This window comes from Pseudomonas sp. DWP3-1-2, from assembly GCF_049896285.1.
In the GTDB taxonomy this organism is placed as follows: Bacteria; Pseudomonadota; Gammaproteobacteria; order Pseudomonadales; family Pseudomonadaceae; genus Aquipseudomonas.
Map to the genome: position 1 here is coordinate 1 of NZ_JAFCTZ010000013.1, position 15,129 is coordinate 15,129.

Here is a 15,129-nt window from a genome sequence, read left to right on the forward strand (position 1 = left end):
CGATGCATCGCCGATGGTAGTGTGGGGTTTCCCCATGTGAGAGTAGGTCATCGTCAAGATTAAATTCCAGAACCCCTGATCGCTTACGCGTTCAGGGGTTTTGTTTGTCCGCTCGAAAATGTTAACAATCGCTTGAGATGGCGGGGCGATCTTTTTAAAACTCACGCCCTGTTTCTATGCATTGCTGACGAGCATAGCTATGATGCGTGCCTCTTTAACAGGCGATTTCCAAATGCTGACGTTGTTGAAGCTTCTTAAAGATGGGAAATTTCATTCCGGGCAGGACTTGGGCGCCGCGCTCGGAGTAAGTCGGAGCGCCGTCTGGAAGCAGTTGCAGCAGATGGAGAGCGCTTTAGGGGTTGAGGTGCACAAAGTGCGGGGGCGGGGTTACAGGCTTGCTCAGCCAATCTCTTTGCTTAATGAAGCTGAGATACAGGCAGCAGCCCCTTCCCTTGATTGGCCTGTTCAGATATTTGATTCGATAGACTCCACAAACGTAGCTGCTATCCGGTCTATCAATCTTAGAGTCCCCGTGCCTCTTATTGTGTTGGCTGAGCGCCAGACGGCGGGGAGGGGAAGGCGAGGCCGAAAGTGGGTCAGTCCTTTTGGCGAAAACATCTACTACAGCCTTGCGCTCAGGATAGAAGGCGGCATGCGCCAGTTAGAGGGGCTGAGTCTTTTGGTGGGTCTGGCTGTGCTGAAAACCCTTAAGGAGGTCGGTGTAAGCGCTGTCGGTCTTAAGTGGCCCAATGATGTCTTGGTGGGGCGCCGCAAAATTGCCGGGGTTCTGCTGGAGCTCTTGGGCGATCCGGCGGACGTATGTCATGTGGTTATCGGTGTCGGGTTGAATGTGAACATGCGCGCATCAGACGAAGTCGATCAGGAGTGGACGTCTGTCTACATAGAAACGGGTATCCCATCGAATCGAAACGAGCTGGTCGCCAGGCTGAGTACCAACATTGCCGCTTACCTGGCAGTGCATCAGGATCAAGGTTTTGGCGCGTTTCGAGAGGAGTGGGAAAAAAACCATCTTTGGCAAGGAAGGGCGGTTTCTCTCTTTACTGGACTTGAAGCAACGGAAGGTGTTGTGTTGGGAATCGATTCTCAAGGTGCGCTGCTGCTTGACGTTGGAGGCGTTCAAAAAAGTTTCAGTGGTGGTGAGCTCAGCTTGAGGTTGCGCGATGATACTTGAGCTGGATTGCGGGAATAGCTTCATAAAGTGGCGAATCATTGCCGATAAGGGCATTGAGCCGGTTTGTGGTGGGGTTGTTGACTCTGACGGAGCGCTTCTCGATACCCTTTCTGAAATGTCTGCGTTGAAGTTAACGCAGTGTCGACTGGTGAGCGTTCGCACAAACGAAGAAACAAATACGTTAACTTTGGCGCTCGCAGAAAGATTTGCAATTAAGACGGTGTGTGCGGTTCCCGCTAACGCGCTTGCGGGTGTTCGCAACGGATACGACGATTATCGGCTGCTGGGTCTGGACAGATGGCTGGCGGTCGTAGGGGCGTATCATCTTGCAGGTACGGCTTGCCTGGTGATCGACCTGGGCACGGCAGTGACAAGCGATTTCGTCGCGGCAGATGGCCGTCACCTGGGAGGGTTTATTTGCCCTGGTATGCCGCTGATGCGCAGTCAGCTCAAATTGCATACGCGTCGAATTCGTTACGATGCTGTCGATGCCAACCAGTCGTTGGATAGTTTTTTACCTGGGCGTTCCACTGTTGAAGCGGTCGAGCGGGGCTGTCATCTGATGTTGAAGGGTTTTGCTTCCACCCAGCTCGAGATGGCATACCAGTATTTGGACAAAGATTTTGTAATTTTTGTGACGGGAGGGGACGCAGCTCTGGTAAGCGATTTGCTCCCGGGTGCGAGGCTCATACCGGATCTCATCTTTGTCGGCCTTTCGTTGGCCTGCCCTCTGCCTTGAGGTTTCCATGCGTTGGTTTTTTTTGTTATTGCTGATGTTAAATGCCTTTTACTATATCTGGCATCAGCAGGAGGCGCCGCTACGGGCTAAGGAAGTGCTTCCTTTGTCGTTATATCGGGCGGAACGGCAAGATATCCAGCTTCTTAGTGAGTCGGATGCGGCTCGTAATGCCGGGCTGGTGCAGAATAATACTGAAGATAAATGTCTTTATCTGGGTGGATTTGCTGCCCAGGAGGACGCTCGGACATTTGAGCAGCGTCTGATTAGTCTGGACATCAGAGCTCGATTTCAAGCTTTTCAGCCGGAAGGCGAGAGCATTTATTGGCTGGAAATTGATCCTGGTAGCCGCCGGCTGGTGGATCAGGAGCTGCTTGCGGGTTTGGTTCATGATTTCCCCAAGCTAAAAAACAAAATAATGTCGTGCTCAGGCATTGCCACGACGGATTAGTTTGAATAGAATGGCGCCCGCTCAGCAGTGCGGCGTTTGATACAAAGTACTGTCGAGCAATGGTCAACGTTTGTAACCTCAGGTTTTTAATGAGAAAAAGGTTGACAGAAGGGTAGCATGAGTTGAAAATGCTGCCTCGTTCAGGAGGGGTTCCCGAGCGGCCAAAGGGATCAGACTGTAAATCTGACGTCTACGACTTCGAAGGTTCGAATCCTTCCCCCTCCACCAAATTCAAAGCTGAGTAGCAAGTTAGGCGGGTGTAGTTTAGTGGTAGAACCTCAGCCTTCCAAGCTGATGATGCGGGTTCGATTCCCGCCACCCGCTCCAAGTTTGCTGTTTTTGCAAGGTGTTTGGCTCTTGTAGCTCAGTTGGTAGAGCACACCCTTGGTAAGGGTGAGGTCAGCGGTTCGAATCCGCTCAAGAGCTCCATATTAAAGGCAGATATGAAAATATCTGCCTTTATTTTAAATCAGTGTTTTTCCGGGCTTTTTGGGTTGGGCACTGATGTTGGTGATTTGAAGCGTTAAGTGGTTTGATTCGCTGTTTATCTTTTCTTTCTGTTCAGTGCATTTTCGGTTTTTTGAAGGTGCGTCAGGTGTGAGATTGGATGGGTGCGGTGTAGGTGAGTAGGTCTCCTGCTTGTCTCGCGCAAGGCGCTAGCCAGAAAAGGGCTTTCGAGTTCTTGAAAAATTCTTGTTGGGCTGGCATAGTGGTCGGCCTGATTTTGCTTTTAGGTCAGTAGCTCAATTGGCAGAGCGACGGTCTCCAAAACCGTAGGTTGGGGGTTCGATTCCCTCCTGACCTGCCAGATTCATTAGGTTGTGTCTGGCTTTCTTTTCACAGGATCTCCGTAGATGACTCCCAAGGCAGAAGTCCAAGACTCTCGCTTCGATATGCTTAAGTGGCTGCTCGTGGTCGTGTTGGTGGTCGTAGGTGTTGTCGGTAATCAGTATTATTCGGCTCAACCGATCCTGTACCGAGTTCTTGTGTTGCTTGTGATCGCTGCTGCAGCTGCCTATGTTGGCTTGCAGACGGTCAAGGGTAAGGCATTCTTTGTTTTGGCAAAGGAAGCCCGCGCCGAGATTCGTAAAGTCGTGTGGCCTACTCGCCAAGAAACCACGCAGACCACACTGATTGTTGTGGCTGTTGTCCTGGTTATGGCGTTGCTGTTGTGGGGGCTAGATTCCCTGCTCGGCTGGCTTGTTTCCTTGATTGTTGGCTAAGGGTGTCCCGTGGCTAAGCGTTGGTACGTAGTGCATGCTTATTCGGGTTACGAAAAGCATGTGATGCGCTCGTTGATCGAGCGTGTAAAGCTGGCAGGCATGGAAGATGGCTTCGGCGAAATTCTGGTCCCCACTGAAGAAGTGGTTGAGATGCGCAATGGCCAGAAGCGCAAAAGTGAGCGTAAGTTCTTTCCAGGCTATGTGCTGGTTCAGATGGACATGAACGAGGGGACTTGGCACTTGGTCAAGGACACGCCTCGCGTCATGGGTTTCATCGGCGGAACCGCTGATAAACCAGCTCCCATCACCGATAAAGAAGCTGATGCGATTCTGCGTCGCGTGGCTGATGGTAGCGATAAACCGAAGCCTAAGACATTGTTCGAGCCTGGTGAGGTTGTGCGCGTCACCGATGGTCCGTTCGCTGACTTTAATGGCACGGTCGAAGAAGTTAACTACGAAAAGAGCCGGATTCAGGTCGCGGTGCTCATTTTCGGTCGCTCTACTCCGGTAGAGCTTGAGTTCAGTCAGGTCGAAAAGGTCTAACTGGGCAAGAATCCCACACCCCGTAGCCCTAGGCTGTGGGGTTTTTTCGTCACTGGGATAAACGTGCAAGTAACCGGGGAGCCTTGATTGGCGTTCGAACCCGTAATTGGAGTGCCTCATGGCCAAGAAGATTACCGCTTACATCAAGCTGCAAGTGAAAGCCGCTCAGGCTAACCCTAGCCCACCTGTCGGCCCGGCTCTGGGTCAGCATGGCGTGAACATCATGGAATTCTGCAAGGCCTTCAACGCCCGTACTCAGGGTATTGAGCCAGGCTTGCCGACTCCGGTGATTATCACTGTTTACAGTGACCGCAGCTTCACTTTCGAAACAAAAAGCACCCCTGCTTCGGTTCTGCTGAAGAAAGCTGCTGGTCTGACTAGCGGTTCGGCGCGTCCGAACACCGTTAAAGTTGGCACCGTGACCCGTGCACAGCTGGAAGATATCGCAAAAGCAAAAAATGCGGATCTGACAGCTGCTGACATGGAAGCGGCCGTGCGTACCATCGCCGGTTCCGCTCGTAGCATGGGCCTTAACGTGGAGGGTGTGTAATGGCTAAGTTGACTAAGCGCCAAAAGGCAATCGCCGAGAAAATCGAGCCGGGCAAATCCTACAACTTCACAGACGCAGCAGCCCTGTTGGCTGAGCTGTCGACTGTCAAGTTCAGCGAATCCGTTGACGTTGCGGTAAACCTGGGTGTTGACCCACGTAAATCCGACCAGGTCGTTCGTAGCGCTACCGTGCTGCCGCATGGCACTGGCAAGACCGTTCGCGTTGCCGTTTTCACCCAGGGCCCTGCTGCTGAAGCAGCTCTGGCTGCTGGTGCTGATCGCGTTGGCATGGACGATCTGGCTGCCGAAATGAAAGCTGGCGACCTGAACTACGACGTGGTTATCGCCTCCCCGGACGCGATGCGTGTTGTGGGTCAGTTGGGTCAGATTCTCGGTCCACGTGGCCTGATGCCTAACCCTAAAGTCGGCACTGTTACTCCTGACGTGGCTAACGCCGTCAAGAATGCCAAGGCTGGTCAGGTTCGTTATCGCACCGACAAAAACGGCATCATCCACACTTCGGTTGGCAAGGTCGGTTTCGACGCTGTCAAGCTGAAAGAAAACGTTGAAGCGCTGATCTCTGATCTCAAGCGTATCAAGCCAGCGTCTTCGAAAGGTATCTACGTCAAGCGCGTTACTTTGAGCACCACGATGGGCCCGGGTCTGGTTATCGACCAAGGTTCGTTGGACGCGTAAGACAAAGCTGGCGGGTTAAAGCGCCAGCGACAAAATTGGGGTCCCTGCCTGGCGGGGGCTATCCAAGACCGTAGGCGACGCAAGTCTTAAACCCCAAGCCTACGCAGATGGTGCTCCCGGTTCCTTACCGAATCAGACACCAAAACGACATCCGGCTTCGGTTGGATGAAACGGTAACAAGCAGGAGTTAAACCCGTGGCAATTAAGCTTGAAGACAAGAAGGCCATCGTCGCTGAAGTCAACAAGGCTGCCCAAGTTGCTCTGTCCGCTGTCGTGGCTGATGCCCGCGGCGTAACAGTAAGCGCTATGACCGGACTCCGTAAAGAGGCTCGTGAAGCTGGCGTATACGTACGTGTTGTACGTAACACCCTGCTCAAGCGCGCCGTTGCAGGCACTCAATATGACGTGCTCAACGACGTGTTCACCGGCCCGACCCTGGTTGCATTCTCCAACGAACATCCTGGCGCTGCTGCCCGTTTGTTCAAGGAATTCTCCAAAGGTCAGGATAAGTTCGAGATCAAGGCAGCTGCGTTCGAGGGCAAGTTCCTCGCGGCTAATCAGATCGACGTACTGGCAACCTTGCCGACCCGTGACGAAGCAATTTCCCAGCTGATGAGCGTGATTCAAGGCGCTACCAGCAAGTTGGCTCGTACTCTGGCGGCTATTCGCGATCAGAAAGAAGCTGCAGCAGCCTAAGGCTGAGCGTTTCCTCTCGCGTTTTTTTGTTTATTTTGATGGCCGTTCAGGCTGTCCCCCAATTCAGGAATTAGATTCATGTCTATCTCTCAAGAAGATATCATCAACGCAGTTGGCGAAATGTCCGTTCTGCAGGTTGTTGAGCTGATCAAAGCCTTCGAAGAAAAGTTCGGTGTTACTGCCGCTGCTGCTTCTGCTGGTCCAGCTGCTGCTGCCGCTGTTGTTGAAGAGCAAACTGAATTCAACGTCATGCTGCTGGAAGCTGGCGAGAAGAAAGTTAACGTGATCAAGGCTGTACGTGAGCTGACCGGTCTGGGCTTGAAAGAAGCCAAGGCAGTAGTTGACGGCGCTCCAGCTATGGTTCTGGAAGCAGTTGCGAAAGACGCTGCTGACAAAGCCAAGGCTACCTTGGAAGAAGCAGGCGCTAAAGTCGAGCTGAAGTAAGTATCGACTTGAGTGTCCAGCCCAAGCGTTAAGCGAAAGGCTGATGGCTGGTGGCTCTTGCCACCGGCCTTTTTCCGTTATAGACGAATGGCTCGTACCGCGTCTTTAACGTGCAAAAAAGCCACCGGAAAGGTGGAGCAAACCACGGGGTTTGCACGATTTTCTGGCTGCTCCCGTCGGGAGGAGCCAAACAAGCAGGTGACCAAGCTGGGGAACGCTGATGGCTTACTCATATACTGAGAAAAAACGTATCCGCAAGGACTTTAGCAAGTTGCCGGACGTAATGGATGTGCCGTATCTCCTGGCCATCCAGCTGGATTCGTATCGCGAATTCCTGCAAGCGGGAGCGACCAAAGATCAGTTCCGCGACGTCGGTCTGCATGCAGCCTTCAAATCCGTTTTCCCGATCATCAGCTACTCCGGCAATGCTGCGCTGGAGTATGTAGGTTATCGCTTGGGCGAACCGGCATTTGATGTCAAAGAGTGCGTGCTGCGCGGTGTGACTTACGCTGTACCTCTGCGAGTCAAGGTTCGCTTGATCATTTTCGACAAAGAATCGTCGAACAAAGCGATCAAGGACATCAAAGAGCAAGAAGTCTACATGGGTGAAATCCCCCTGATGACTGAGAACGGTACCTTCGTTATCAACGGTACCGAGCGCGTTATCGTTTCCCAGCTGCACCGTTCGCCTGGCGTGTTCTTCGATCACGACCGTGGCAAGACGCACAGCTCCGGCAAGCTGCTGTACTCCGCGCGTATCATTCCGTATCGCGGTTCGTGGTTGGACTTCGAGTTCGATCCAAAAGACTGCGTATTTGTTCGTATCGACCGTCGTCGCAAGCTGCCTGCGTCCGTGTTGCTGCGCGCGCTCGGTTATACGACTGAACAAGTGCTCGACGCTTTCTACACCACCAACGTATTCCATGTGCAGGGTGAAAACCTCAGCCTGGAGCTGGTTCCCCAGCGTCTGCGTGGTGAAATTGCCGTTCTGGATATTCTGGACGACAAAGGCAAGGTCATCGTTGAGCAAGGCCGTCGTATCACTGCGCGCCACATCAATCAGCTGGAAAAAGCCGGGATCAAGCAACTGGAAGTGCCTTTGGACTACGTCCTGGGTCGCACCACTGCCAAGGTCATCGTGCATCCGGCGACTGGCGAGATCATTGCCGAGTGCAACACCGAGCTGAATACCGAAATCCTGGCGAAGATTGCCAAGGCTCAGGTTGTTCGCATCGAAACGTTGTACACCAACGATATCGACTGTGGTCCGTTCGTTTCCGATACCTTGAAGATCGACTCCACCAGCAACCAACTGGAAGCTCTGGTAGAGATCTATCGCATGATGCGTCCAGGCGAGCCGCCTACCAAGGACGCCGCAGAAACCCTGTTCAACAATCTGTTCTTCAGTCCAGAGCGCTATGACCTCTCTGCTGTGGGCCGGATGAAGTTCAACCGTCGTATCGGTCGTACCGAGATCGAAGGTTCGGGCGTTCTGTGCAAAGAAGATATCGTTGCCGTTCTCAAGACGCTGGTTGATATCCGTAACGGTAAAGGCATCGTCGACGACATCGACCACCTGGGTAACCGTCGTGTTCGCTGTGTTGGCGAAATGGCCGAGAACCAGTTCCGTGTTGGCCTTGTGCGTGTTGAGCGTGCGGTCAAAGAGCGTCTGTCGATGGCAGAAAGCGAAGGCCTGATGCCTCAGGACCTGATCAACGCCAAGCCAGTCGCGGCAGCGGTCAAAGAGTTCTTCGGTTCCAGCCAGCTGTCCCAGTTCATGGACCAGAACAACCCGCTGTCCGAGATCACCCACAAGCGTCGTGTTTCTGCACTCGGCCCTGGCGGTTTGACTCGTGAGCGTGCCGGCTTTGAAGTTCGAGACGTTCACCCGACGCACTATGGTCGTGTTTGCCCGATCGAAACGCCGGAAGGTCCGAACATCGGTCTGATCAACTCCCTGGCGGCCTATGCTCGCACCAACCAGTACGGTTTCCTCGAGAGCCCGTACCGTGTGGTGAAAGACGCACTGGTTACCGACGAGATCGTGTTCCTGTCGGCAATTGAAGAAGCTGATCACGTCATCGCCCAGGCTTCTGCGGCCATGAACGACAAGAAAGTTCTGATCGACGAGCTGGTAGCTGTTCGTCACCTGAACGAGTTCACCGTCAAGGCGCCGGAAGACGTCACCTTGATGGACGTTTCGCCGAAGCAGGTTGTATCGGTTGCGGCATCGCTTATCCCGTTCCTCGAGCACGACGACGCCAACCGCGCGTTGATGGGTTCGAACATGCAGCGTCAAGCTGTTCCGACCTTGCGCGCTGACAAGCCGTTGGTGGGTACGGGCATGGAGCGTAACGTAGCGCGTGACTCCGGCGTTTGCGTCGTGGCTCGTCGTGGCGGCGTTATCGATTCCGTTGATGCTAGCCGTATCGTGGTTCGTGTTGCTGATGATGAAGTTGAGACCGGTGAAGCGGGTGTCGACATCTACAACCTGACCAAATACACCCGCTCCAACCAGAACACCTGCATCAACCAGCGTCCGCTGGTGAGCAAGGGTGATCGGGTTGAGCGCAGCGACATCATGGCTGACGGTCCGTCCACCGATATGGGTGAGCTGGCGCTGGGTCAGAACATGCGCATCGCGTTCATGGCGTGGAACGGCTTCAACTTCGAAGACTCCATCTGCCTGTCCGAGCGTGTTGTTCAGGAAGACCGCTTTACCACGATCCACATTCAGGAACTGACCTGTGTGGCGCGTGATACCAAGCTTGGGCCTGAAGAGATCACTGCAGACATCCCGAACGTGGGTGAAGCTGCACTGAACAAGCTCGACGAAGCCGGTATCGTGTATGTGGGTGCCGAAGTTGGCGCAGGCGACATCCTGGTAGGTAAGGTCACTCCGAAAGGCGAGACCCAACTGACGCCGGAAGAAAAACTGTTGCGTGCGATCTTCGGTGAAAAAGCCAGCGACGTTAAAGATACGTCCCTGCGTGTGCCTACCGGCACCAAGGGCACTGTCATCGACGTCCAGGTCTTCACCCGTGACGGTGTTGAGCGTGATGCTCGCGCACTGTCCATCGAGAAGACTCAGCTCGACGAGATCCGCAAGGATCTGAACGAAGAGTTCCGTATCGTTGAAGGTGCAACTTTCGAACGTCTGCGTTCCGCTCTGGTTGGCCGCAAGGTCGAAGGCGGCGCTGGCCTGAAGAAAGGTCAGGACATCACCGACGAAATTCTCGACGGTCTTGAGCATGGGCAGTGGTTCAAACTGCGCATGGCCGAAGATGCTTTGAACGAGCAGCTCGAGAAAGCTCAGGCTTACATCGTTGATCGTCGTCGTCTTCTGGATGACAAGTTCGAAGACAAGAAGCGCAAGCTGCAGCAGGGCGATGACCTGGCTCCAGGCGTGCTCAAAATCGTCAAGGTTTACCTGGCAATCCGTCGTCGCATCCAGCCTGGCGACAAGATGGCCGGTCGTCACGGTAACAAGGGTGTGGTCTCCGTGATCATGCCGGTTGAAGACATGCCGCACGATGCCAATGGCACGCCGGTAGACATCGTTCTCAACCCGTTGGGCGTACCTTCGCGTATGAACGTTGGTCAGATCCTCGAAACTCACCTGGGCCTCGCGGCCAAAGGGTTGGGCGAGAAGATCAACCGTATGCTGGAAGAGCAGCGTAAAGTTGCTGACCTGCGCAAGTTCCTGACCGAGATCTACAACGAAATCGGCGGTCGCCAGGAAAATCTGGAAGACCTGTCCGACAAGGAAATCCTGGATCTCGCGAAAAACCTGCGTGGCGGTGTGCCAATGGCCACCCCAGTGTTCGACGGTGCCAAGGAAAGCGAAATCAAGGCCATGCTGAAACTGGCAGATATGCCAGAAAGCGGCCAGATGCAGCTGTTCGACGGTCGTACCGGCAACAAGTTTGAGCGTCCGGTTACCGTTGGCTACATGTACATGCTGAAGCTGAACCACTTGGTGGACGACAAGATGCATGCGCGTTCCACTGGTTCTTACAGCCTGGTTACCCAACAGCCGTTGGGTGGTAAGGCTCAGTTCGGTGGTCAGCGTTTCGGAGAGATGGAAGTGTGGGCGCTGGAAGCATACGGCGCGGCTTACACTCTGCAAGAAATGCTCACAGTGAAGTCGGACGATGTGAACGGTCGTACCAAGATGTACAAAAACATCGTGGACGGCGATCACCGTATGGAGCCGGGCATGCCCGAGTCCTTCAACGTGTTGATCAAAGAAATCCGTTCGCTCGGTATCGATATCGATCTCGAAACCGAATAACACGTGACGCGAATCGAGGGTGGGTCTGTATGACTGCCCTCTGCTCCGCCAGGAGGAAAGGCCTTGAAAGACCTACTGAATTTGCTGAAAAACCAGGGTCAAGTCGAAGAGTTCGACGCCATCCGTATTGGATTGGCATCGCCTGAGATGATCCGTTCGTGGTCGTTCGGTGAAGTTAAAAAGCCGGAAACCATCAACTACCGTACGTTCAAGCCTGAGCGTGACGGCTTGTTCTGCGCCAAGATCTTTGGCCCGGTCAAGGATTACGAGTGCCTGTGCGGTAAGTACAAGCGCCTGAAACACCGTGGTGTGATCTGCGAGAAGTGCGGCGTTGAAGTTGCGCTGGCTAAAGTCCGTCGTGAGCGCATGGCTCACATCGAACTGGCTTCGCCGGTTGCTCACATCTGGTTCCTGAAGTCCCTGCCGTCCCGTATCGGCTTGCTGATGGACATGACCCTGCGTGATATCGAGCGCGTTCTCTACTTTGAGAGCTATGTCGTTATCGATCCGGGCATGACCACCCTTGAAAAGGGTCAGTTGCTGAACGACGAGCAGTACTTCGAAGCGCTGGAAGAATTCGGTGATGATTTCGATGCCCGCATGGGTGCCGAGGCTGTCCGTGAATTGCTGCACGCTATCGATCTGGAGCACGAGATTGGCCGTCTGCGCGAAGAAATTCCGCAAACCAACTCCGAAACCAAGATCAAGAAGCTGTCCAAGCGTTTGAAGCTGATGGAAGCCTTCCAGGGCTCGGGCAACCTGCCTGAGTGGATGGTCCTGACCGTTCTGCCGGTTCTGCCGCCAGATCTGCGTCCATTGGTTCCGCTTGATGGCGGTCGTTTCGCGACTTCCGACCTCAACGATCTGTATCGTCGAGTGATCAACCGTAACAACCGTTTGAAGCGCCTGCTTGATCTGTCCGCTCCGGACATCATCGTGCGCAACGAAAAGCGTATGTTGCAGGAAGCTGTCGATGCGCTGCTCGACAACGGTCGCCGTGGCCGCGCTATTACCGGTTCCAACAAGCGTCCTCTGAAATCCCTGGCTGACATGATCAAGGGTAAGCAGGGTCGTTTCCGTCAGAACTTGCTCGGTAAGCGTGTTGACTACTCGGGTCGTTCGGTAATTACCGTTGGTCCGACCCTGCGTCTGCACCAGTGCGGTCTGCCGAAGAAAATGGCGCTCGAGCTGTTCAAGCCGTTCATTTTCGGCAAGCTGGAAATGCGTGGCCTGGCCACGACCATCAAAGCTGCCAAGAAGATGGTTGAGCGCGAGCTGCCAGAGGTCTGGGACGTTCTTGCTGAAGTGATTCGCGAACACCCGGTTCTGCTTAACCGTGCGCCAACGCTTCACCGTCTGGGTATCCAGGCGTTTGAACCGGTTCTGATCGAAGGCAAGGCTATCCAGCTTCACCCTCTGGTCTGTGCTGCGTACAACGCCGACTTCGACGGCGACCAGATGGCCGTTCACGTACCGTTGACGCTGGAAGCTCAGCTCGAAGCGCGTGCGTTGATGATGTCGACCAACAACATCCTTTCGCCAGCCAACGGTGAGCCAATCATCGTTCCGTCGCAGGACGTTGTATTGGGTCTGTACTACATGACTCGTGAAGCGATCAACGCCAAAGGCGAAGGTCGTGTGTTCGCGGATCTGCAGGAAGTTGACCGTGTATTCCGTGCTGGCGAAGCCGCACTGCATGCCAAGGTCAAGGTCCGCATCCACGAAACGGTCAACGATCGTGATGGTGGCAGCGTCAAGAACACCCGTATCGTCGACACCACTGTTGGCCGTGCGTTGCTGTTCCAGGTGGTTCCGGCCGGCCTGTCGTACGACGTGGTCAACCAGCCGATGAAGAAAAAGGCGATCTCCAAGCTGATCAACCAGTGCTACCGCGTGGTTGGTTTGAAAGAGACCGTTATCTTCGCTGACCAGTTGATGTACACCGGCTTTGCCTACTCGACGATCTCGGGTGTTTCCATCGGCGTTAACGACTTCGTTATCCCGGATGAAAAAGCTCGCATCATCGACGCTGCAACCGAAGAAGTTAAAGAGATCGAAAGTCAGTACGCCTCAGGCCTGGTAACCCAGGGCGAGAAGTACAACAAGGTGATCGACCTTTGGTCCAAGGCCAACGACGAAGTCTCGAAAGCGATGATGTCGAACCTGTCCAAAGAACGTGTTATCGACCGTCACGGCGTCGAAGTTGATCAGGAATCCTTCAACTCGATGTACATGATGGCTGACTCCGGTGCTCGGGGTTCTGCTGCTCAGATCCGCCAGCTGGCGGGTATGCGTGGTCTGATGGCCAAGCCGGACGGCTCCATCATCGAAACGCCGATCACTGCGAACTTCCGTGAAGGTTTGAGCGTACTTCAGTACTTCATCTCCACTCACGGTGCTCGTAAGGGTCTTGCGGATACCGCGTTGAAGACAGCTAACTCCGGTTACCTGACTCGTCGTCTGGTTGACGTTGCTCAAGATCTGGTTGTGACTGAAGTCGACTGCGGCACCGAACACGGTCTGCTGATGACTCCGCACATTGAAGGCGGTGACGTTGTTGAGCCGTTGGGCGAGCGCGTATTGGGTCGAGTCATCGCCCGTGACGTGTTCAAGCCTGGCACTGACGAAGTGATCGTTCCTGCCGGTACGCTGGTAGACGAGAAGTGGGTCGAGTTCATCGAGCTGAACAGCATCGACGAAGTGATCGTTCGCTCGCCGATCAGCTGCGAAACTCGCTACGGTATCTGCGCCAAGTGCTACGGTCGTGACCTGGCTCGCGGGCATCAGGTGAACATCGGTGAAGCGGTCGGCGTTATTGCAGCCCAGTCCATCGGTGAGCCGGGTACCCAGCTGACCATGCGTACGTTCCACATCGGTGGTGCGGCAAGCCGGACTTCCGCTGCGGACAGCGTTCAGGTGAAGAACGGCGGTACTGTCCGCCTGCACAACCTGAAGCACGTTGAACGTGTCGACGGTCACCTGGTTGCGGTTTCCCGTTCCGGTGAACTGGCGATCGCTGATGACTACGGTCGCGAGCGTGAGCGCTACAAGCTGCCTTACGGTGCAGTGATTTCGGTGAAGGAAGGCGACAAGGTCGACGCTGGTTCGATCGTGGCCAAGTGGGATCCGCACACTCACCCAATCGTTACCGAAATGAAAGGTACCGTGACCTACGTGGGCATGGAAGAGGGCATCACGATCAAGCGTCAGACAGACGAATTGACCGGTATGACCAACATTGAAGTACTCGACGCGAAAGATCGTCCAGCTGCGGGCAAAGATATCCGTCCGGCAGTGAAGATGGTGGGTGTCGATGGCAAGGATCTGCTGCTGCCAGGTACCGACGTACCGGCTCAGTACTTCTTGCCGGCTAACGCGCTGGTCGGCGTAGCGGATGGTGTGCAGGTTGCGATCGGTGATGTTATCGCCCGTATCCCGCAAGAAACTTCGAAGACCCGTGACATCACCGGTGGTCTGCCGCGTGTTGCCGACTTGTTCGAAGCCCGTCGTCCGAAAGAAGCCTCGATTCTGGCTGAAGTCAGCGGCACCATCGCGTTCGGTAAAGAAACCAAAGGCAAGCGTCGTCTGGTGATTACGCCGAACGACGGTAGCGATCCGTACGAAGAGCTGATTCCAAAGTGGCGTCACCTGAACGTCTTCGAAGGCGAGCAAGTGAACCGCGGCGAAGTTATCTCCGACGGTCCTAGCGATCCACACGACATCCTGCGTCTGCTGGGTGTCAGTGCGCTGGCCAAGTACATCGTCAACGAGATCCAGGACGTTTACCGTCTGCAAGGCGTGAAAATCAACGATAAGCACATCGAGACCATTCTGCGTCAGATGTTGCGTAAGGTTGAAATTGCCGAGTCCGGTGATTCCACCTTTATCAAAGGTGATCAGATGGAGCTGACTCACGTTCTGGTAGAGAACGAGCGTCTGGCCAATGACGAGAAATTTGTTTCAAAATTCACTCGTGTGTTGCTGGGTATCACCAAGGCATCGTTGTCCACCGAGTCGTTCATCTCCGCGGCCTCTTTCCAAGAGACTACCCGCGTACTGACCGAAGCGGCCGTAACAGGCAAGCGCGATTACCTGCGCGGCCTGAAGGAAAACGTTGTTGTGGGTCGTTTGATCCCGGCCGGTACCGGTCTGGCTTATCACAGCGAGCGCAAGCGTCGTCGTGAAGTAGACAAACCGTTGCGTGTCAGCGCTAGCGAAGTCGAAGCAGCATTGACTGAAGCGTTGAACTCAAGCGGTAATTGAGAGTAGGGCCCTGGTCTTTCTTTCTGGTGCGGCGGCAGGTAA

Annotated in this window: 11 protein-coding genes and 4 tRNA genes; all 15 read left to right on the forward strand. The window is 54.4% G+C overall.

Going from position 1 to position 15,129, the window contains the following annotated elements:
* Window positions 1-232 precede the first annotated feature (232 nt).
* The 15 genes from birA (at window position 233) to rpoC (ending at window position 15,087) form a co-directional block, all read left to right on the forward strand.
* On the forward strand, window positions 233-1,192 hold the full coding sequence (birA, locus tag ACP7B0_RS20885; RefSeq protein WP_426143670.1) for a bifunctional biotin--[acetyl-CoA-carboxylase] ligase/biotin operon repressor BirA: 960 nt from the start codon (window positions 233-235) through the stop codon (window positions 1,190-1,192).
* Window positions 1,182-1,931: a pantothenate kinase gene (locus ACP7B0_RS20890; protein WP_426143562.1), complete on the forward strand. Its 750-nt coding sequence runs from the start codon at window positions 1,182-1,184 to the stop codon at window positions 1,929-1,931. Before birA ends, ACP7B0_RS20890 begins: the two co-directional genes overlap by 11 nt.
* Window positions 1,932-1,938: 7 nt before the next feature.
* Entirely contained in the window at window positions 1,939-2,379 is a 441-nt protein-coding gene (locus tag ACP7B0_RS20895; RefSeq protein WP_426143564.1) for a hypothetical protein, read from the forward strand.
* A gap of 143 nt (window positions 2,380-2,522) precedes the next feature.
* Window positions 2,523-2,607, forward strand: a tRNA-Tyr gene (locus ACP7B0_RS20900).
* A 25-nt stretch (window positions 2,608-2,632) separates the two neighbouring features.
* Window positions 2,633-2,706: transfer RNA gene (locus tag ACP7B0_RS20905), tRNA-Gly, on the forward strand.
* Window positions 2,707-2,732: 26 nt separating this feature from the next.
* Window positions 2,733-2,808: transfer RNA gene (locus ACP7B0_RS20910), tRNA-Thr, on the forward strand.
* 303 nt (window positions 2,809-3,111) lie between these two features.
* Window positions 3,112-3,187, forward strand: a tRNA-Trp gene (locus tag ACP7B0_RS20915).
* A 46-nt stretch (window positions 3,188-3,233) separates the two neighbouring features.
* Window positions 3,234-3,602, forward strand: coding sequence for a preprotein translocase subunit SecE (gene secE / locus ACP7B0_RS20920; protein ID WP_426143565.1), 369 nt, complete (start codon window positions 3,234-3,236; stop codon window positions 3,600-3,602).
* Between the two features lie 9 nt (window positions 3,603-3,611).
* Complete coding sequence (gene nusG / locus ACP7B0_RS20925; protein ID WP_020290714.1) at window positions 3,612-4,145, forward strand: transcription termination/antitermination protein NusG; 534 nt, start codon at window positions 3,612-3,614, stop codon at window positions 4,143-4,145.
* Window positions 4,146-4,263: 118 nt separating this feature from the next.
* A complete protein-coding gene (rplK, locus tag ACP7B0_RS20930) occupies window positions 4,264-4,695 on the forward strand; it encodes a 50S ribosomal protein L11 (protein ID WP_002555500.1) in 432 nt (143 codons plus the stop codon).
* Window positions 4,695-5,390 (forward strand): 50S ribosomal protein L1, encoded by a 696-nt coding sequence (gene rplA, locus ACP7B0_RS20935; RefSeq protein ID WP_426143567.1) that lies wholly within the window; start codon window positions 4,695-4,697, stop codon window positions 5,388-5,390. Before rplK ends, rplA begins: the two co-directional genes overlap by 1 nt.
* 195 nt (window positions 5,391-5,585) lie before the next feature.
* Complete coding sequence (gene rplJ / locus ACP7B0_RS20940; RefSeq protein ID WP_426143569.1) at window positions 5,586-6,086, forward strand: 50S ribosomal protein L10; 501 nt, start codon at window positions 5,586-5,588, stop codon at window positions 6,084-6,086.
* A 78-nt stretch (window positions 6,087-6,164) separates the two neighbouring features.
* A complete protein-coding gene (rplL, locus tag ACP7B0_RS20945; RefSeq protein WP_426143570.1) occupies window positions 6,165-6,530 on the forward strand; it encodes a 50S ribosomal protein L7/L12 in 366 nt (121 codons plus the stop codon).
* Window positions 6,531-6,750: 220 nt separating this feature from the next.
* A complete protein-coding gene (gene rpoB / locus ACP7B0_RS20950; protein WP_426143571.1) occupies window positions 6,751-10,824 on the forward strand; it encodes a DNA-directed RNA polymerase subunit beta in 4,074 nt (1,357 codons plus the stop codon).
* A gap of 63 nt (window positions 10,825-10,887) precedes the next feature.
* Window positions 10,888-15,087: a DNA-directed RNA polymerase subunit beta' gene (gene rpoC, locus ACP7B0_RS20955; RefSeq protein ID WP_426143572.1), complete on the forward strand. Its 4,200-nt coding sequence runs from the start codon at window positions 10,888-10,890 to the stop codon at window positions 15,085-15,087.
* Window positions 15,088-15,129 lie beyond the last annotated feature (42 nt).